The following is a 17,995-nucleotide window of genomic DNA, read 5'->3' as shown; positions in this document are numbered from 1 at the left end:
GGGTAGCGGCACAGCCCGCTGATGCGCATAATGGTCGCTCGCCTCGCGGTCGTCGGTTTCGTTCCCCGTCCCGACTGTCTGCGCCCCGGGGCCGGTGAAGATGGTTGTGGGAGCGGTTCCACTAGGCTCTCTGCGGCCGCCGACGCCGGCCCGAGAGGATCCGACGTGCCCGCCCCCTCCTCTCGCGTGCGCCGCGATCTCCAGGGCCTGCGCACGATCGCCGTCCTCGCGGTCGTGGCCACGCACCTCACGGGGTGGCCCCGAGGCGGCTTCGTCGGTGTCGACGTCTTCTTCGTCCTGTCGGGGTTCCTCGTCACCGGCATTCTGCTGGCCGATCTCGAGCGCGAGGGAACGGTGCGCCTCGGCTCCTTCTTCGCGCGTCGCGTCAAGCGCCTGCTCCCCGCCGCGCTCGTGGTGCTCGCCGCCACCGTGGGGGCGGCGTACGTGGTCTTCTCGCCCGTTCGCGCCGAGAGCACCCTGTTCGACGCCGTCTCGGCCGCCGGGCTCGTGTCGAACTGGCACTTCGGTCTCGAGGGCCGCGACTATTTCGCCGCCGTCGACGTCTCGCCCCTTCAGCACTTCTGGTCGCTTTCCGTCGAGGAGCAGTTCTCGCTGGTCTGGCCGTTGATCGTGCTGCTGGCGGTCGCCGCGCTGCCCGTCGCCGTGCGCCGCGCGCGAGGTGGCCGTGTGGCCGTGGGCCTGCTCGCCGGAGCTGTCGTCGTGGCATCCGGGATCGTCGCCGTCGTACAGACGCCCCTCGACCCGAGTCTTTCGTACTTCTCCACGCTCACGCGGGCGGGGGAGCTCGCCACGGGAGCGATGATCGCGGCCGCCGCCCCCGTCCTCGCACGCATCCCGGCGGCCGCCCGCGGGGTGCTCGGCTGGATCGGCCTCGCGGTGATCGTCGCGGCGTTCTTCCTGATCGACCCCGCGGACCCCTTCCCGGCTCCCGGTGCCGCTCTCCCCGTGCTCGGGGCGGCTCTCGTGATCGGGGGCGGCATCGGCGGCGACCCGCGCCACCGGCACCTGTTCGTCCTCACGAATCCGCTCGCGGTCGTCATCGGCGACCTCTCGTACTCGCTGTACCTCTGGCACCTGCCGGTGATCGTCTTCGCGGGTGTCCTGCTCGCCCCAGGTCCCGCGGCGACGGGGATCACCGTCCTGACGATGTTCGTCCTGACCGTCGCGACATACCTCGGTATCGAGCAGCCCCTGCATCGCTCGCCCTGGGCCGCCCGCCGCGCGGTCGACCACCAGGAACCCCTTCCGATCGACGCGGAGCAGGTACCGGACCCCGTCCCGCGGCGCGCGAGCGTCCTCGCATCGCGGCCCGCCGGATACGTCCCCGGACAGCGGTACTACCCCGGATCCCGCGCCGCCGCCCCGGTTCCCGCGCACCCCGCCGCACCGGCGACCGTCGCGGAGCACCGAGCCGAACGGATGCCTGCACCCCCGGCATCCGTCGTCACCCCCGCCGCACCCGCCTGGGCCGCCTGGCGCTCGCGCTATGCCCCGCGTGTGGCGATGGCCGGAGCCACCCTCGCGATCGGCGCCGGGGCGACGGCGCTCGCGGTGATGCTGGCGTACGGCGCTCCGACGCTCCCCGGCCTGCCGGTAGCCGCCCCGGCCGCGGTCGATGTCGCCGCCGAGGCCGGAGACGCTCTCGGCGTGCTGCAGGGCGAACTCGCCGCCGCGACCACCGCGACGTCGTGGCCCGACCTGCACCCCTCACTCGACGAGGTGCAGCGCGACTCGTCGTCGGCGAACCGCGCGCGCGACTGCTTCACACCGAACGTCGCGCTCGACGCCGAGCGCTGCACGTGGGGCGCCGCCGACGCCCCGCGCCACCTGTACCTCGTGGGCGACTCGAGCGCGATGGCCTACGCGCCGGCGTTCGCGAAACTGGCCGACGACAGCGGGGGAGCGTGGCGCGTCACCACGGTCGGGATGTACGGATGCCGCTTCACCGACGTCCTCCTCGAGAGTCGCGACCCGTCGGTCATGGCCGCGTGCGGGCAGCGCAAGGCCGACGTCGCGGCGCTGATCGCCGCCTCACCCGCCGACCTGCTCGTGGTCTCGAACGCGTTCACGCTGGGTCGCTCGATCGACGGACACGACCTGGGCGCCGGAGAATTGGCATCCGCCATCGCCTCGGAGATCTCGGGCTGGGCGCCCGCCGGGCGGACGGTGTACCTGGCGCCTCCGCCGCACGGCGTCGATCTGGGACGGTGCGTGTCGCCGCTCACCGGACCGTCGGCCTGTCTCGCCGGGCTCGACGACGTGTGGACGCAGATGGAGGCGGCAACCGAGGCGCAGGCCGCCGCCACCGGCGACACCGCGATCAGTTCGCTTCCGTTCAGCTGCTGGCAGGGGGCGTGTCCCGCCTTCGCGGGCGACACGCCCGTGCGCTACGACGACACCCACATCACCCCGGCCTTCGCGGAACGGCTGACGCCGATCCTCCGCGGCGAGCTCGCGGCCCGGGGCCTGTACTGACGCCCGCCGCCGCAGCCCCTTGCGCACCTGTCAGGCTGGGGGAGTGATCTCCCCTCCCGACGCCCGCACGTACGACCTCGACGCGCTGCGCACCCGCCTGTTGCCCGAGCGCGGGGGGAAGGTCGACGACAGCATCCCCCAGCTCGCCGACGCCGACCAGGATCTCTGCGCCGTCGCGCTCGTCCTGCCCGACGGCTCGCTGCGCTCGAGCCGACAGGCTGACGTCTCGTTCAGCGTGCAGTCCGCGGTGAAGCCGTTCCTCTTCGCGCTCGCGCTGCTCGACACCGACGGCGCCGCCCTCGATCGCGTCGGTATCGAACCGACGGGCGAGTCGTTCGACGCCATCAAGCTCGAGAGCGGCACGGGCCGACCACCCAACCCCATGGTCAACGCCGGGGCCCTGCTCACCGCCGCGCTGGTCGACGGCGCCGATGCCGATGCGCGCAACGCCCGTATCGCGCGCGGGCTCGCGGCCTTCGCCGGACGAGAGCTCGAGGTCGACGAAGACGTCGCGCACAACGAACACCTGCTCGGCGATCGCAACCACGCCCTCGCCCACCTCATGCGCGCGGAAGGCACCCTCGAGCCGTCGGCCGACGATGCGGTCGCCGTCTACGCCCGCGCTTGCGCGATGCGGGTGGATGCCGAGACCCTCGCCGTCATGGGCGCGACGCTCGCGTGCGGGGGAGTGAACCCGCGGACCGGAGAACGGGTCGTGCCCGAGCGGGTGGCACGAGACGTGATCTCGGTGATGGCGACCTGCGGGGTCTACGACGGGTCCGGGCGGTGGATGCGCGCGGTCGGCGTTCCGGCTAAGTCCAGCGTCTCGGGGGCGATCGTGCTGTCGGCTCCCGGGCGTCTCGGTGCCGCGGTGGTGAGCCCGCCGCTCGACGAACAGGGGACCAGTGTGCGCGGGCGCCTCGCGAGTGAGGCTCTGAGTGACAGTCTCGCCCTGCACTCCTTCGCGTCGCGCTGACGACACCCGCCCCGCCATGCGGGGAGGGGCGGTCGTTCCGCCTAGGCTGGCGCCATGGGGGCACGGGGGATCTATGTGGCGACGACCATCCGAGCGACGCTCGACGAGGTGTGGACGGCCACGCAGGACCCGTCGCAGCACGTGCGGTGGGACGTGCGCTTCTCTCGGATCACGCCCACCACGCGCACGCCGGAGGGTGCCGCGCGGTTCGTGTACGAACGGCGCACCCCCGTGCACGTCGTGCGCGGCGACGGCATCAGCATCGGCGAGACGTCTCGGCCGGATGGCACCCGCACCTCCGCCCTCCGGTTCACCACGGACGACAGGCTGTCACCGCTGCGCGACGGCCGCGGATACTGGCGCTATGAGCCGGTGGCCGATGGCACCCGCTTCTCCACGGGGTACGACTACGTCGCCGGGTGGGGTCCGCTCGACGTGATCGTGCGCCCAATCGTGGGCTGGGCGACCGCGTGGAGCTTCGACCGCCTGCGCGTGTGGCTCGAGACCGGGGTGGAGCCCGAGCGCTGGTCTCTGTGGCACGCGGTGGCGTTCTGGCGGCAGGACCGCCCGCGGGCGTCTCGCTGCGAGCGGGTTCCTCCGCACCGACGCCGCGCCCTCGATGATGCTCCCGCGACGCTCGCGGCTCTGCCCGTGCCCGGAGGTGACCGGTGACCTCGATCTTCGCCGAGGCCCTGGGCGCGGACTTCGACCGGCTGCACCCCATGATGCAGCGGCGCTTCGGCGTCGGCCTCGACGACGGCCAGGCGTGTGTCGGCCGCGGCGTGATGACCGAGATCCGCCGCGGTCCCTGGTGGACCGTCCCGTTCCTCCAGTTCGGCAAAGTGCGCAACATCCTCGTGCCGACGGTAGGCACGAACGTTCCCTTCACCATCTGGAACAGCCCTTACCTCGACCCCTTCGGTCGCGAGACGGTCACCTTCGTGCGCGAGTACGAGGTCGGCGGTCGACCGGCCCGGTTCGACGCCACGATGATCTGCCACGCGGGCCGGGTGATCGACTACCTCGGCACGCACCAGCACCTCGCGGTCGACCTCGACCTGCGAGTCGACGACGACGGCGGCCTCCTCCTGCGCTCTGGAGAGCAGCGTTTCTACGAGGGCCCGGTCGGTTTCCGCTTCCCGATGATCTTCAGCGGCCGCGCCACCCTCCGCGAACGTTTCGACGACGACGATGGCCGCTTCCACGTCGGTATGCGCGTCGACAACGACCGTTTCGGTTTCCTCTTCGGCTACCGCGGGAGCTTCACCTGCGAATGGATGCCGACCTCCGCCGCCCCGCCGCACGTGTTCCCCCGGCGCCACGAACGGCGCACCTGACCCACCGGCTCGCGAGTGCGAGAATGACGGCGCGCCCACGCCGAACCGGTCCCTCCGAAGGAGTCCTCTCATGCAGCCAGTCGTGCGACGTCGCGCCTCGCGCACCGTCACCGTCGGCGTCGTCGCCGCCCTCGCCGCCACCCTCACCGGGTGCGGACAGGGCACGAACGTCTCGGAGGACTACGCCCAGATCTGTCGCGACAACGCCACCGAGAAGCGACTCCCCGACGACGACTGCAACAACCACGGCGGCAGTGCCCATTGGTACTACCTGCCGCTGGGCTCGGGCGGCCGCACGGTGCCGGCGGTGGGCCAGCCCGCGACCGGTGGCTCCGACAGCCTCCCGTCGGGCAAGACCGCCGCGCGCGGCATCTCGAGCGACGGCGACAGCGTCTCGCGCGGAGGCTTTGGCGGTTCGGGCTCCGACGGAAGCCACGGCAGCTGATGCGGCGCATCGAACTCGACCCGCGACCGGACTGGGAGCGGACCATCAAGCAGTCCGGCCTGATCTATTCGCGCTCCGTGCGCGACGACGGCACGGCCGTGGAGTATTGGAACGACGGCGCCGCCTACGTCTTCACCCTGCCCGAGGTCGAGGAACTCGAGAAGCAGACCGAAGAGCTGCATCGCATGAGTCTCGAGGCCGCCAAGTACATGGCATCCGGCGCACTCGGGCATCTCGGACTCACTGCGAAAGCGTTCGAGCTCGCCCAGTGGTCGCTCGAACAGAACGAACCCGACGTGTACGCGCGTTTCGACCTCGCCTACGCCGGCGACGGCTCGCCCGCGAAGATGCTCGAGTACAACGGCGACACGCCCACCGGCCTCATCGAGGCCTCCGTCACCCAGTGGTTCTGGCTGCAGGACCGGATCAACAGCGGGATCCTCCCCGCCGACACCGACCAGTGGAACGGCCTGCACGAAGCCCTCGTAGAACGCTGGCGCACCCTGCTGCACCGCTCACTCGAAGAAGGGGAGGGCGGGCGCCTCTTCGTCGCGCACTCGGATGCCGACACCTACGGCGAGGACTGGGACACCGTCGCCTACATGCGCGATCTCGCGGGTGAGGCCGGCTGGGAGCACACGGGCATCGAGATGAAAGAGATCGGGTGGCACCACGGCGCACGGCAGTTCGTCGGCGTACCCGAGCCGTGGGGCTCGTCACGCAGCATCGCGGCGCTGCCGGGTGACACCCCGGGTGCGCAGTACCCCGTCATCCGCAACCTGTTCAAGCTCTACCCCTGGGAGGACTTGGTCTCGGGGGAGGACCGGGTCGTCGGCGACCAGGAGTTCGGAGCGCTGCTGATCGCCGGTCGGGGGCTCTTCGGCCGGTGGTACGAACCGGCCTGGAAGATGTTCCTCTCGAACAAGCTGCTGCTCGTCGCCCTCTGGCGGCTGTTCCCCGGTCACCCCAACCTGCTGCCCGCCTACGCCGACGGACCGAACGGCATGACCGACTTCGTCGTCAAACCCGTCTTCGGTCGAGAAGGAGACGGCATCCAGGTGCATCGTCGTGACGGGAGCGTCACCTCGAACGGGCAGGAATACCGGCGCGAAGGGACCGGCCGGGAGCGCGTCTGGCAGGAGTACCACGAGCTGCCCGACTTCCCCGGGGCGAGGGGGAGCAACCACCCCGTGCTCGGGTCGTGGGTGATCAACCAAGAGGCCTTCGGCGTGGGCATCCGCGAATCCGACGGCCCCATCACCGACTACTACTGCCGCTTCGCCCCGAACATCATCGAGAGCTGACGGCGCCGGCCCTCTCGAGCTCTCTCACGCGTCGATGTCGTCGACACCCGGCATCCACGAGATGCCCGGCTTGCCCCACTTGCGCTTCTTCGCGATCTTCGCCGCGACGCGACCGTCCTCCTCGTCGAGACGATCCACGTACAGGATGCCGTCGAGGTGATCGAACTCGTGCTGCAGGATGCGCGCACGCCAGCCCGTGACCTCGATACGCACCGCATGGCCGTCGAGATCGGTGCCGGTGAGCAGCGCCGCCTCGGACCGGCGGAGCGGGAAGCGCTCGCCGGGGAACGACAGGCACCCCTCGCTCTCTTCGTCGGGGTCAGGGTAGCCCGGTTCCATCGGACGGATCCACAGCTCCGGATTGATGACCACACCGCGCCAGGGCTGACCCTCGTCGTCTTCGTACGTGTACGTGAAGATGCGGAGCCCGACGCCGACCTGCGGAGCCGCGAGGCCCACACCGGGGGCGGCGTCCATCGTCTCGAACATGTCGGCGACGAGCGTGCGCACCTCATCGGTGATCTCGTCGACGCGGGCGGCGGGAGCGTGCAGCACGGGATCACCCATGATGCGAATCGGGAGTACGGCCACGTCACCAGCCTATCCAGGGGGCGGCGGGCTATCGTCGGAGGGTGATCCCGCTCGATGCCACCCTCAGCGACGGAATCGACCAACTCGTCGGTGTCTTCCGCGACCCTCGGATCCTGCTCGGCATTCCGCTGGCCCTTCTGGGTGCGGTGTTCATGTCGTTCGGTGCGCAGTACCAGCACCGCGGCGTGCAGAAAGTGGAACGCCTGTCCGGCAAAACCACCGGTGGCCTCTCGCGTAAGCAACTGACCTCGCTGCTGACCCGCCCCTCGTGGGTCGCGGGGACGGTCATGCTCGGACTCGCGATCGTCTGTCAGCTCTCGGCACTGTCGGTCGCCCCGCTCATCCTCGTGCAGCCACTCGGGGCGATCGCCCTGGTCATCACGACGGTGCTGAACGCTCGTGTCTCGGGGCAGAAACCGACCCGGCAGTCGCTCATCGCGATCGCGCTCTGCGTCGGCGGTATTTTCATCTTCGTCACGATCGCCGCGTTCTTCGCCACCGAACACGTGGTCACCGAACGCGAACTGTGGATCATCCTCGGCATCCTGGCCGTCGTCGTCATCGTCTTCGGTGTGTTCTGGGTGCTGGTGCGCCGTCGCGCTCAGGCGCTGTTCTACATCATGGCCGCCGGCGTGATCTATGGTTTCGTCGCGACGCTCGCCAAGGTCGTCATCAGCCGGGCACAGGCGGGCAACTTCGAGTGGCTGACGATGCTCTGCCTGGTGGCGCTGCTCGCCGCCGTCGCCGTGGGCGCCTACTTCGTGCAGACGGCGTACTCGGTCGGCCCGCCCGACCTCGTCATCGCGGGTCTCACCGTGATCGACCCGATCGTGGCCGTCCTGATCGGCCTGCTGGTGCTCGGGGAGGCCTCGACGGCTCCGGCCTGGGCGCTCATCGGATTTGTGATCGCCGGTGCGATCGCGACGTGGGGCGTCATTCAGCTCACCAAGCACCACCCGCAGGTGACGGCAGACGGGAAGCTGGCGAAGCCTCGGGTGAAGTGAGGCCGTCTGCGCTCACGCTGCGCTGCGGCGCGTGATCGATCCAGACCTGCGGCAGAGCAGCGTCGAGCCGTAGACAGACCACGCGCATCACTGTTTCGCGAGGAAATCAAGACGCTCGCCGGTGAGAGTGAGTGACCGCCCGTCGACGGCCTGAGCGATACCGAGATCGTCCGCCGCCGTCATCATCGAGATGGCGATGCCCCCCTCTTCCTCCGCGTAGAAACCGACGCCGCCCACTTGCATGTCTGCAGCGCCTCTCGCCACGACGCCCAGAATCGGACCGAGAGTTCGGGCTGACACCGTGTAGCCGGGCTGCACCACGTCTGATTTCAGGATGACCGAGACGGTGAGGTCGCCCGAGAACGAAGACAGATAGGTCGCTTCTGCACTCTTCACGCCGAGCCCTGCATCTTCGAGCTGACTCGCAAGTTCATCGGCACGTTCTTGCCCCGTCGGTCCGTCCATAGAGCAACCGCCAAGCGCGATGGCGCACACGAGAGTCGCCACGGTCAACGCCGCTGAGCGTTTGACGGTGTTCGTCATGATCCTCAAACCCGCGCGGCTGCCGGGTCACACCTATACGACACAGGACAGATCACCATTCCCGGTGCTCCTTCCAATCGAACTGAACCACCGAGCACAGCAGTGAGAATGAAGCCGGCTGCCGCCATCACCGCTCCACGCGTGCCGGCGAAAATCACGATCTCAGGCTCGCCTGGCCCGAAGTTGCGAGTTACCCCGCGCCACTTGCGGCAAGGAACTGACGCAAAAGACGTCCCTGACGGATCATATTGCGGCCATTTCTCTCAATTCCGCACCCGAGAACGAAAGAGATCTTCCAGAAAGGCTGTCACTAATGCCTAGCTCCTCGGCCGCTTGCGTCATGTCAACATCCACGCCCTGGTCATCCTCGGCATAGAATACCGCGGAACCCACCCGCATCTCAGTTGCGCCTTCGCCGACCACCTGGAGGATCTTTTTCAGCCGTTCTGCAGACACCGAGGAATCAGGATCAATAGCGTCTTCATCCAGAACGACCGTTACGTTCAGACTCCCTGTGAAAGAAGATGGGGCGAGCACCTCCGCGCCAGACACACCGAGACTGCTCTGCTCGAGCTTTTCTGCCAAATCGGCCGCTCGGGAGTCTAGCGTCGGCCCCGACGAGAAACATCCGGTCAACACTATGACCAGCGTCGTGATGATTGCCGCAGGAGCCAGCCTGCGCGCGCGTGATCGCATCATTCTCCAAGTGCTCGCGCGCCCGAGAGATCGCACGCGTCGTAGACTTCCGCTAGCTTCCGAATTGTCGAAGCATTCCTTCGCAGGTGCTGAATCCGCTGCCGCGTCTCTGCGATCACCATCATATTCGAGGAAACAGCCGCGTCAGAGGCAGCCCCCGCAGTCGTCGATCTCAGGGACTCGACAGCCTTCTCCAAGTCTTCCACCGTTGCCTTGAGCTGTGCCGCATGGGTGTCCAAACGAACAGCATGATCTATGAGCGAACCCAGCTGAACGTCGAGCCGAGATGCCATAGAACTCAGCCCCTCTCCGGTGCACGAGCGCGAATATCTCGCACCAACGGTGCATCTTTTCCGAGAATGATCTCTGCACGATCCGCTGCCGCGTGTCGTGCTTCGCCCTGGGCCAACGCCAGGGTGGCCGTCAGCAGCTTTTCTAAGCCAGGGCCAGGATCGGCCCGGGGATCCAATCGCACCTGGACGATAGTGCCGTCTGCGCGAGCAGTCACGGAACATTCGCCCCGTGGACTGCGAACTGTCGCTTCGACACGGCGTAATTGCGTCAGATTTGCGGTCAACGCGTCGTGAGAACCGCGCGCCCGCGCGACCTGCGCGTCCAGACGCGCAAGCGCGCCCTCAATTCGTTCGTCGATGTCGTGGCTCATTGTCATTCTCCTGTCCGCGCAACGTAGACGTCTTCGACCGTTCCGTCGAGGAATGACCAATCGTTCTTGAATTGGCCGCCTTCGTCCAAGTAGTCCCTGAAACTGTTGCTGTAATTGACAGCGTTGTGAGTCTCGTTTGGGTCCGTCGAGCCGCCGGGGTCGGGAAGTTGGACCCAATCGACATGGTCAGGAACGGTCTTGGTATACCCGATTTCTGGCCCCAATGGACCGTCGACTACTCGCGGGGTCACTTGCTCTGGCGTCCGTGCGTCAAGCCACGGAACGGGATCGGAGTGATGCTGAACCTGCAGCACAGGAATCCGGTCTGGGATGTCGAATCCGTCGACGGGAGCGCCGTTCGTCACGACACCGACGGTGTTGTATGGGAGTGATCCATCCGACGCGAGGTTGCCAGCCATGATGCCGCCCTGGCTGAATCCGGACCAAACCACATCGGAGCCGGGTGGTACGCCCGCCTCCTCCATCGCCTGCCTCACTGCACGTTCGTATTGGGTTCGCAAGACCGGATTGTCCATCAACATGAGTGCGATGTTGCTGTCCAGGTCATTGATCGGAGCGTCATCTTTGAAGGTGTCTCCCCAATCTTTGTCCCCAAGGAGGGCCTTGAGCGCTCCCCAATCTTGTGTAGAGGGCAGGTTCACCAGGGTGTAGGTGGAGCCATCCGGGCGACGCACCGTCGACACGCTTATCGCCGTGAACTTGTCTTTCCCTAGTTCGTCGACAAGGCGATTGTTGGAGATGAGATCGGCCGGAGACGAGATTTTGCCCAGCTGCATCAGATCTGTGTAGGACTGTGGGGTAGCCGCGTCGTCTGGGTCGAGTTCAGTGACTCGCGGATCCGCGCGCAACATATCGCCGAGTCCCGTTCCAAGGAAGTACCCAAACACGCCGTCGGTGCGGGCCGCTATCCCCGGCAGCATACGACCCAGCAGATCCTGCAGGACGACCAGGCCGTCCCCGACGATCGGCCCGAGCTCCGCGAGCAGACGGCCAAGCTGCCCGAGCGCTGTGAGAAGCTGCTCAATAAGATCCCGCGCCAACACGATGATGTCCCACGCCGCATCCGCGAACTCGCGAATGGCGTCGAGTTTGTCGAAGGGGTTGAGCGTGAAACTTGTCAGGGAATCGGCCAAACGCGCCAGGGCGTTCAGCAGGCCGCAGATTGCGTCGCGGCACGCGGTGACGAGTGTCGAGGCGAGGACGAGAGCGGACGACGCGGCACCTGCCCAATCCTGTACATCCGTCAACACCTTCGAAACGTCTTCGTACCGCTGGCGCAAAGCGCGCACCGTCCGGCCATCGAGATCGTCGAGAGCCCGCGCAGCAGACGCGAGATCGAGCGTGAGTTCCGACACCGACGACTCGACCGTGCGCCACTCCGACGAACGCAGGGCGATGGCGCCCGGGTCGCCCTGTAGCTCGTCCATCCACTGGGGGAGCGGCTGCACGTAGGTGATCAGCCAGCCGGCGAAACCGGGGATGCCATCGCAACCTCCACCCGACGAGCGCGACGCCCCTCCGGCCCACGACTCGCTGCGCAGCTGCGCGGCGACGGCGGCAGCGCCGCTCACGACTCGAACTCCTGCATGACCGCCACGGCCTGCTCTTCGACCTCGTCGAACGACTCGCGGGCGACCTGCACGCCCTTCTGCATGGTCGCGATGAGCTCTCTCGCACTCGACAGCAACTGCGCAGTGTTACTCGCGAGACCGTTCGCGGCTCCGACGACGATCCCCGACGCCAGAACGCCGAATGCCGAGCCAGGCAGCGGAGCTCCGGCGGCGGAAGCCGCGGCATCCAGCGAATCGCTCACGCGTCCCAGTGTCGACGCCTGCTCTGCCAGGACGTCGGTGTCCATGATGATGTGCGTTCTTCCCGCCACGGGGCCCCCGCTCGTGTCAGCTTTGCCAACACCATAGCGAAAGCCCTCGCGGCTACGCATGGCCCCCTGGGGATTGTGGATAACCGGATGCCGGTAGGCTCGGAACCGCTGGGGGCGGTGGCCAAGCTGGTCAAGGCAGCGGGCTCATAACCCGACGATCGTGGGTTCAAGTCCCACCCGCCCTACGCGAGACCCCCGACCGGGATTACCTGGTCGGGGGTCTTTTCGCGCACGACCGGCCGGGTCACCCCACCGCCGATGGCCGGGAGAACAAGAACAGCGAGAAGAACAACGTCACTGTGGCCAGGATCACCCCGAGGGCGAGGTAGCCGCAGATCAACCCGATGACCGCCATGGCCCGCCCCACCCCGTATCGCCGGGCTGTACGAAGTCCGAGGTGGCCGAGGATGATCGTCGCCACCGCAAGGGGGAATGCGGTGAAGATCGCGACGATGCCGAGGTAGGGCAGAGGGACGAACGCCGCGTTGAGTATGGCGACGGGGCCCAACACGACGGCGGCGATAGCGGTTCCGTTCGTCACCGCCGGGAGCGGCTGCGGCAACGGGACAGGCGGCTGCTGCGGGGGTTGGGCGGGCGACGTCATGCCCCGACCATAGCGGGATGCCGTGCCCCCGACGAGCAGCAGGCGCCGATGTCGGAGGTCTCGATTACGTTCACTGCCGTGGCGGAGAGAGTGCAGGCGTGGTGGGCGCGAAGACAGTGGTCGAAAGGCCGCGAGGTGCCTTATGCGGTCGGTAGGTACCGAGAGTCCTGGGCCGCGTTTCCGGCGCTCATCCGGCAGTACCATCCGGATCTCAACGCGGGCATCGCACTCAGCCAGGTACCGCCCGCCGCCGACGTCCTCCTGCTGTGGCAGTGCGATGCCGGGCACCGTTTCGCGGCGACGCCCAAAGAGCAGAGACACAGACCCGGACGCGAGCGCCGTCGCAGTGCATGGTGCCCGGAGTGCAGCGAACAGGCCAGCCCCCGGCGGACCGTGGTTCTACCCATGCGCGACGCTGTCCAGACACCCGCTGTCACCGAGAACGCCGTTCTGCGTCCGCGACGGAAGCGCACCCCGCCACCGTTGTGCGGAAAGACCCCCGACGTGCCCGTCGGCACGGCCTTCGTGTCCGCCTGTGCACCCAAGCCGGCTTCGGCCGTCGAAGATCGCATTCGCGCCGATCTGCACCAGCGTCTCGCCCTCGACCGGGGCATGAACGCCATCCGGACCGCGAAGCCGTTCTTCCAGCACCTCGAGGTATGGCCCGATTTCGTCCTCCCCGAGCTGCGCATCGCCGTCGAGTACGACTCCATCGGCCGTCACGGTCTCGAACACGTGGGCAAAAGGGAGGGAGTGGACCGTCGGAAGGATCGCGCGCTCCGATCCACGAACTGGGAGGTCGTCCGGCTACGTACCGGCAACCTCGAGCCCCTCGGCCCCCACGACCTACAGTTCACGACCTGGAACGCGGCGACACTGGACCGGTTGGTCGAGGCGTTTCGTGCCATTCGGGGTTCGCTCCTCGTTGACTCCTACCTGCGGTGAGGTGCGCACCGAGCGTTGCCCGTCGACGGGGCGGTCGACAGACGCCACACTTCACGGCCCACGCCCCGGTGCCACGCCCGGCGCGCAGCAATCCGGCGACGTCACGATAACGGGGCGCGTGCCGTGCAACGGGGCGGTCGACAGACGCCCCCTCGCACCGCACGCGCCCCGTAGCGACTCGCGAGCGCGCGACCGGCTTACGACCCGTGCGCCTCCTCCGACACCGGCTGCCACTCGCGCCACGTCTGCAGGCGCGACTCGTAGTCACGCTCGGCGATACCGAGAGGCGCCTTGCCGAAGAAGATGCGCAGCGGCGGGTTCTCGGCATCCACCACCTTCAAGATCGCCGCGCGCGTCGCCTCGGGCTGGCCGGGGTCGGCGGCCGAGGGGCGCTTGGCCGCCTGCTCCCGCACGTCGGCGTAGGCGTCGATCTCGTCGCTGCGCTGAGCAGAGGGGCCCGACCAGTCGGTCGAGTACCCGCCGGGCTCGATGAGGGTCACGTGGATGCCGAAGCCCGCGACCTCCTGCGACAGAGATTGCGACAGCCCCTCCAGAGCCCACTTCGAGGCGTGGTAGGCGCCGACGGTCGGGAAGGCACTGATGCCCCCGATGCTCGACACCTGGATGATGTGGCCCGAGCCCTGTTCGCGCATGATCGGCAGGGCCGCCTGCGTGACCCAGAGGGCGCCGAAGAAGTTGGTCTCGAGCTGCGCGCGCACCTCGTCCTCGGTCAGCTCTTCGACCATGCCGAAGTGCCCGTAGCCGGCGTTGTTGACGACGACATCGAGCCGACCGAACTTCTCGTGTGCCTTCTTCACGGCGTCGACGTCGGCGGAGCGGTCGGTCACGTCGAGCTGAAGAGGAAGGAACGTCTCGGGGTAACCGTCGACCAGCTCTTTCACGTCGTCGAGGTTGCGGGCGGTGCCCGCGACGTTGTCGCCGCGTTCGAGGGCTGCCTCGGCCCATTCGCGGCCGAAGCCCTTGGATGCGCCGGTGATGAACCAGGTCTTGCTCATGAGTGTCCTCCGAAGAGATGTGGGGGTGAACGCGGGCGACGGTACGCCGCACCGCTCTGAACCGGCCCGGGTTGACACCCATCGCCCTCACGGGCACTCGAGAGCCCCGCCCCGAGAACGGGACGGGGCTCTCGATGTCGTCGGGTCACCCGGCGACGAGCTCGCCCGGTCCGGGCAGGATCTCCCGCAGCAGATCGTCGAGGGTGACGACGCCGATCAGCCGGTCGCCCTCCACCACCGTGGCCAGCTGCACACGACCGCGACGCATGCGCGCGAGGGCATCGTACGCGGATGCCGTGGGCTCGAGCACCAGCGGATCGCGGGCGATCTCGAGGGCCGGTGTCGCCGGGTCGACGGTCAGCGCATCGCGCACGTGCGCGACGCGCGACGACGCTCCCGCACCGACGAGGATGCGCAGGTGCGTCGACGAGGCGGCAACCGCCTGGATGTCGGCGACCGTGGCATCCGTCGGCACGCTCGTGGGGGAGCGGTCGGTGCGGACGATGTCGCCCACGGTCAGAGAGCTCAGGGCTATCGCCTGGGCGATCGGCTCGGAGTACTGCTTCTCGAGCGTCCCCGCCTGGCGCGAATGCGCGACGAGCTCACGGATGGTGTCGGCGTCCTGTCCGCCCGCGGCGGCCTTGTCGACCGGCTCGACACCGGAGGCCTTCACGAGACGGTTCGCGATGTGGTTGATCCACAGCAGGAACGGACGCAGCGGCCACGTGAGGGCGCGGGCGAGGATGCCGGTGGCCTTCGCCGCGGTCTCGGGGTGCGCGATCGCCCACGACTTCGGGGCCATCTCGCCGATCACGAGGTGCAGGAAGGTCACGACGATCAGCGCGAGCATGAACGCGATGATGTCGGCGAGCACGTAGGGCAGACCCCAGGCCTCGAAGGCCGGCGCCAGCGCGTAGTCGATGGCGGGTTTGGTGATGGCTCCGAGCAAGAAGGTGCACGCCGTGATGCCGAGTTGTGCGAACGCCAGCATGACGGTCAGCTCGTTGACGCCGCGAAGGGCGGCACGCGCCGAGGCACTGGTGGCGGCCTCCTCCTCGAGACGGTGTCGACGAGCGGCGAGGAGAGCGAACTCCACGATGACGAAGAAGGCGCTCGCGATGATCAGCGCGGCGGTGATGAGCGCGACGGTCCAGCCGTTCATCGGGCCACCTCCTCATCGACGGCGGGAGCTTCGTCGGCGGTCTCGGCATCCCGATCCATCTCGTGCAGGTGAACCCTCAGCTGGGACGGCACGTGCCGATCGACCTCGACCACCTGGACGGCGAGCCAGCGCTCGATGTCGAGCCCCTGCACCGTTTCGGACGCCCGCTCGGGCAGGTCGATTCGCACGACGGTCCCGACGGCCGGGAGGTCTCCGTGGGTCTCGATGACGAGTCCGGCCAGGGTCTCGACGTCGCTGTCGGCGAGGTCGAGACCGATCAGGCGCTCGAGCTCGTCGAGGTGCAGGTCGCCGGGAACCGACCACGCGTCGTCTCCATCGGCCGAGACCTCGGCGATCTCGATGTCGTGCTCGTCGGACAGCTCGCCGATGACCTCTTCGGTCAGGTCTTCGATCGTCAGGATGCCGTCGAAGTTGCCGTACTCGTCGACGACGCAGGCGAGTTCGTTCCGCGAACGACGCATACGGTCGAGTGCGACGGGCAGAAGCATCGAGGTCGGGATGACGACGGCGGCGCGCATGACGGATGACACGGGGGCGTCATCGGCGGGCTGCTCGCGAAGCACGTCGATCAGTTCGACGACGCCCACGGGGGAGTCCTCGTCGCCGATCACGGGATAGCGCGTGTGGCCGGTGGCCATGAGCGCGCGAACCTCGCCGACCGTGGTGTCGGGGCTCACCGAACCCACGTGGGAGCGGGGCACCATCGCATGCTCGACGTCGCGCTGCGGGAAGTCGAGGATGCGGTCGATGATCATCGACAGGTCGTCGGGCAGGTCACCGCTCACGCGCGACTCCTCAATGATCGCCTCGAGATCTCGTGCGGTGGCGCTCTCATCCACGTCTTCGAGCGGCTCGATGCGCAGCAGGCGCAGCAAGGCGTTGGCGGCCACATCGAAGACGGTGATGAGCCAGCCGAACAGCAGCAGGTAGATGCGGGTCGGCACGGCGAGGGCGCGGGCCAGGGGCTCCGGGCTCGCGATGGCCAGGTTCTTCGGGTACAGCTCGCCGAAGATCATCGTGACGACGGTGGCCAGGAGCAGCGCGCCGATCGTGCCGATGAGCACCGACACCGTCGGGTCGATGCCGACCCCGCCGAGGAGCGTGCCGAGCGACTCACCGATCAGCGGTTCGGCGACGTAGCCGATCAGCAGTCCCGTGACGGTGATGCCCAACTGGGCGCCCGACAACATGAACGAGGTGCGCTTGGTGATCGCCAGCACCCGCTTGGCCTGAGCGTCGCCCTTCTCGGCCTTCGCCGCCATCCGCGAACGGTCGACGGACATGTAGGCGAACTCTTGCGCGACGAAGAACCCGCAGGCGGCGATGATCGCCAGGGTCACGATGATCCCCAACAGAAGCGTCAGGGTCGCAGCCAGCATCAGATGTCACCCCCTCTCGAAAAGAGGGGGCTCGAAGATCGGCCCTCCTGGTCGGTGGAGGTGCGGTGATGGCTCACGGGTTTTCTCTCTCGTGGGTCGGTGATCGATGATCACGTCGACTGTATCGAGCAGCATCCCGCTCAGGCTGGGGATTCGCCCCGACCCGCAGCTCAGCCCGGTTCGGTGATGTTCTGGTCGGTGTTCGTGTAGACGATCGAGTCCGCCGTTGTGCCGACGAGTCCCAGGGTCAGGCGCGCCAGCCCGGGTGCGATGCCGTCGGCCGGTGGGGGAGTGTCGGCCCCGAGGGTGAGGGTCTTGCCCTCCGCGGTCGTGGCCGACAGCGAGTTCAGGTACACCGAGACGTGCCCTGACAGCGTCATGCGGTCGGCGGTCGTGACGAGCGCGGGACCCGTCTCGCGGCGGACCGTGAGGGCGAAGCCCTCGATCGTGATCTCGTCCGCTGTCATCTTCAGTGCGGTGATGCGCGTGCCGTCGGCCAGGGGCACCGTGACCACGCTGATGAGCGGGATGCCACGGAAGGACAGCGACTGGGCGCCCAGCTGTGCGGACGGCTGCGTGAACACCGGCGCGCGCTCGTCGGCGACGGCTGCCTGTGCGGGCGGCGTGGTCGAGTCGGTGGGAGGAGCAGACGGCGCGGGAGTCGGAGAGTCATCGGGCGTCGACGGCGCAGCGGGCGTCGAGGAGCCGACACCAGGAAGCTCCGGCAGGCCCGGCACGGCAAGCCCCGGCGTCGGCGTCGGCGTCGATGTCGGGGATGGCGCGGGTTCGCCGCACGGGAAGAGGATGGGGATGCACAACCGGGCGGGACGAAGACCGTCGTCGGCCGAGGCCGAGGCCGCGCCCGTCGACCCGCCGATCACCAGGATGGCGGCGGTGAACGCTGCCACG

19 protein-coding genes and 1 tRNA gene are annotated in these 17,995 nt (G+C 68.1%); 9 read left to right on the top strand and 11 right to left on the bottom strand.

Features of this window, described 5'->3' with window-relative positions:
- Nucleotides 1–165 precede the first annotated feature (165 nt).
- The 6 genes from J2X55_RS14515 (at nt 166) to J2X55_RS14490 (ending at nt 6,558) form a co-directional block, all read left to right on the top strand.
- Nucleotides 166–2,496 (top strand): acyltransferase family protein, encoded by a 2,331-nt coding sequence (locus J2X55_RS14515; protein ID WP_309824249.1) that lies wholly within the window; start codon nt 166–168, stop codon nt 2,494–2,496.
- Between the two features lie 43 nt (nt 2,497–2,539).
- Complete coding sequence (glsA, locus tag J2X55_RS14510) at nt 2,540–3,472, top strand: glutaminase A (RefSeq protein ID WP_309824247.1); 933 nt, start codon at nt 2,540–2,542, stop codon at nt 3,470–3,472.
- A 54-nt stretch (nt 3,473–3,526) separates the two neighbouring features.
- Nucleotides 3,527–4,144 carry an SRPBCC family protein gene (locus tag J2X55_RS14505; protein WP_309824245.1) on the top strand — a complete coding sequence of 206 codons (618 nt, stop codon included), beginning with the start codon at nt 3,527–3,529 and terminating at the stop codon, nt 4,142–4,144.
- Nucleotides 4,141–4,809 (top strand): DUF4166 domain-containing protein, encoded by a 669-nt coding sequence (locus J2X55_RS14500; RefSeq protein ID WP_309824243.1) that lies wholly within the window; start codon nt 4,141–4,143, stop codon nt 4,807–4,809. Before J2X55_RS14505 ends, J2X55_RS14500 begins: the two co-directional genes overlap by 4 nt.
- Before the next feature lie 70 nt (nt 4,810–4,879).
- Nucleotides 4,880–5,254 carry a tRNA-dihydrouridine synthase gene (locus J2X55_RS14495; RefSeq protein WP_309824241.1) on the top strand — a complete coding sequence of 125 codons (375 nt, stop codon included), beginning with the start codon at nt 4,880–4,882 and terminating at the stop codon, nt 5,252–5,254.
- Nucleotides 5,254–6,558: a glutathionylspermidine synthase family protein gene (locus J2X55_RS14490; protein WP_309824239.1), complete on the top strand. Its 1,305-nt coding sequence runs from the start codon at nt 5,254–5,256 to the stop codon at nt 6,556–6,558. Before J2X55_RS14495 ends, J2X55_RS14490 begins: the two co-directional genes overlap by 1 nt.
- A 24-nt stretch (nt 6,559–6,582) precedes the next feature.
- Here J2X55_RS14490 and def read toward each other — a convergent pair whose 3' ends face one another.
- A complete protein-coding gene (def, locus tag J2X55_RS14485) occupies nt 6,583–7,149 on the bottom strand; it encodes a peptide deformylase (protein ID WP_103209299.1) in 567 nt (188 codons plus the stop codon).
- 41 nt (nt 7,150–7,190) lie between these two features.
- On the opposite strand from def, the gene J2X55_RS14480 reads away from it, so the two are divergent.
- Nucleotides 7,191–8,153, top strand: a complete 963-nt coding sequence (locus J2X55_RS14480; RefSeq protein WP_181906459.1) for a DMT family transporter — start codon at nt 7,191–7,193, stop codon at nt 8,151–8,153.
- 87 nt (nt 8,154–8,240) lie between these two features.
- Here the strand turns inward: J2X55_RS14480 and J2X55_RS14475 are convergent, their stop codons facing one another.
- From J2X55_RS14475 to J2X55_RS14455, 5 genes are all read right to left on the bottom strand, one after another.
- Nucleotides 8,241–8,696 (bottom strand): hypothetical protein, encoded by a 456-nt coding sequence (locus J2X55_RS14475; RefSeq protein ID WP_147302399.1) that lies wholly within the window; start codon nt 8,694–8,696, stop codon nt 8,241–8,243.
- A 243-nt stretch (nt 8,697–8,939) separates the two neighbouring features.
- Nucleotides 8,940–9,281, bottom strand: a complete 342-nt coding sequence (locus J2X55_RS14470; RefSeq protein ID WP_147302400.1) for a hypothetical protein — start codon at nt 9,279–9,281, stop codon at nt 8,940–8,942.
- 409 nt (nt 9,282–9,690) lie between these two features.
- Nucleotides 9,691–10,056: a YbaB/EbfC family nucleoid-associated protein gene (locus tag J2X55_RS14465; protein ID WP_147302401.1), complete on the bottom strand. Its 366-nt coding sequence runs from the start codon at nt 10,054–10,056 to the stop codon at nt 9,691–9,693.
- Between the two features lie 2 nt (nt 10,057–10,058).
- Nucleotides 10,059–11,648: a hypothetical protein gene (locus tag J2X55_RS14460; protein WP_115918219.1), complete on the bottom strand. Its 1,590-nt coding sequence runs from the start codon at nt 11,646–11,648 to the stop codon at nt 10,059–10,061.
- Nucleotides 11,645–11,935, bottom strand: coding sequence for a hypothetical protein (locus tag J2X55_RS14455; RefSeq protein WP_115918221.1), 291 nt, complete (start codon nt 11,933–11,935; stop codon nt 11,645–11,647). The genes J2X55_RS14460 and J2X55_RS14455 overlap by 4 nt, the downstream gene beginning before the upstream one ends.
- Nucleotides 11,936–12,070: 135 nt before the next feature.
- Between J2X55_RS14455 and J2X55_RS14450 the strand changes: the two genes are divergently transcribed.
- Nucleotides 12,071–12,144, top strand: a tRNA-Ile gene (locus J2X55_RS14450).
- A gap of 59 nt (nt 12,145–12,203) precedes the next feature.
- Here J2X55_RS14450 and J2X55_RS14445 read toward each other — a convergent pair.
- On the bottom strand, nt 12,204–12,563 hold the full coding sequence (locus tag J2X55_RS14445) for a hypothetical protein (RefSeq protein ID WP_309824235.1): 360 nt from the start codon (nt 12,561–12,563) through the stop codon (nt 12,204–12,206).
- 48 nt (nt 12,564–12,611) lie between these two features.
- On the opposite strand from J2X55_RS14445, the gene J2X55_RS14440 reads away from it, so the two are divergent.
- The gene (locus J2X55_RS14440; RefSeq protein ID WP_396653268.1) at nt 12,612–13,508 is read left to right on the top strand and encodes a zinc-ribbon domain-containing protein; all 897 of its coding nucleotides are present in this window, start codon (nt 12,612–12,614) and stop codon (nt 13,506–13,508) included.
- A 197-nt stretch (nt 13,509–13,705) separates the two neighbouring features.
- On the opposite strand, the gene J2X55_RS14435 is transcribed toward J2X55_RS14440, so the two are convergent.
- The 4 genes from J2X55_RS14435 to J2X55_RS14420 all read right to left on the bottom strand — a co-directional run bounded on the left by J2X55_RS14435 (nt 13,706) and on the right by J2X55_RS14420 (nt 17,994).
- A complete protein-coding gene (locus J2X55_RS14435; RefSeq protein ID WP_309824233.1) occupies nt 13,706–14,524 on the bottom strand; it encodes an SDR family oxidoreductase in 819 nt (272 codons plus the stop codon).
- A gap of 145 nt (nt 14,525–14,669) precedes the next feature.
- Nucleotides 14,670–15,686: a CNNM domain-containing protein gene (locus J2X55_RS14430; protein WP_115918227.1), complete on the bottom strand. Its 1,017-nt coding sequence runs from the start codon at nt 15,684–15,686 to the stop codon at nt 14,670–14,672.
- Nucleotides 15,683–17,086 carry a hemolysin family protein gene (locus tag J2X55_RS14425; RefSeq protein ID WP_309824230.1) on the bottom strand — a complete coding sequence of 468 codons (1,404 nt, stop codon included), beginning with the start codon at nt 17,084–17,086 and terminating at the stop codon, nt 15,683–15,685. The genes J2X55_RS14430 and J2X55_RS14425 overlap by 4 nt, the downstream gene beginning before the upstream one ends.
- A gap of 170 nt (nt 17,087–17,256) precedes the next feature.
- Nucleotides 17,257–17,994, bottom strand: a complete 738-nt coding sequence (locus J2X55_RS14420; RefSeq protein ID WP_309824228.1) for a hypothetical protein — start codon at nt 17,992–17,994, stop codon at nt 17,257–17,259.
- Nucleotide 17,995 lies beyond the last annotated feature (1 nt).

This window comes from Microbacterium sp. 1154, from assembly GCF_031455375.1.
Classification (GTDB): Bacteria; Actinomycetota; Actinomycetes; order Actinomycetales; family Microbacteriaceae; genus Microbacterium.
Note: the sequence above shows the minus strand (reverse complement) of the source record. Positions and strands in the feature narration are given on the sequence as shown.

Bases quoted from the DNA above. Each gene is read 5' to 3' on its own strand.
- J2X55_RS14505 (WP_309824245.1), top strand. From the start codon at position 3,527: ATGGGGGCACGGGGGATCTATGTGGCGACGACCATCCGAGCGACGCTC.
- J2X55_RS14495 (WP_309824241.1), top strand. From the start codon at position 4,880: ATGCAGCCAGTCGTGCGACGTCGCGCCTCGCGCACCGTCACCGTCGGC.
- J2X55_RS14490 (WP_309824239.1), top strand. From the start codon at position 5,254: ATGCGGCGCATCGAACTCGACCCGCGACCGGACTGGGAGCGGACCATC.
- J2X55_RS14475 (WP_147302399.1), bottom strand. From the start codon at position 8,696: ATGACGAACACCGTCAAACGCTCAGCGGCGTTGACCGTGGCGACTCTC.
- J2X55_RS14465 (WP_147302401.1), bottom strand. From the start codon at position 10,056: ATGAGCCACGACATCGACGAACGAATTGAGGGCGCGCTTGCGCGTCTG.
- J2X55_RS14455 (WP_115918221.1), bottom strand. From the start codon at position 11,935: ATGGACACCGACGTCCTGGCAGAGCAGGCGTCGACACTGGGACGCGTG.
- J2X55_RS14445 (WP_309824235.1), bottom strand. From the start codon at position 12,563: ATGACGTCGCCCGCCCAACCCCCGCAGCAGCCGCCTGTCCCGTTGCCG.
- J2X55_RS14440 (WP_396653268.1), top strand. From the start codon at position 12,612: ATGTCGGAGGTCTCGATTACGTTCACTGCCGTGGCGGAGAGAGTGCAG.
- J2X55_RS14435 (WP_309824233.1), bottom strand. From the start codon at position 14,524: ATGAGCAAGACCTGGTTCATCACCGGCGCATCCAAGGGCTTCGGCCGC.
- J2X55_RS14430 (WP_115918227.1), bottom strand. From the start codon at position 15,686: ATGAACGGCTGGACCGTCGCGCTCATCACCGCCGCGCTGATCATCGCG.
- J2X55_RS14425 (WP_309824230.1), bottom strand. From the start codon at position 17,086: ATGCTGGCTGCGACCCTGACGCTTCTGTTGGGGATCATCGTGACCCTG.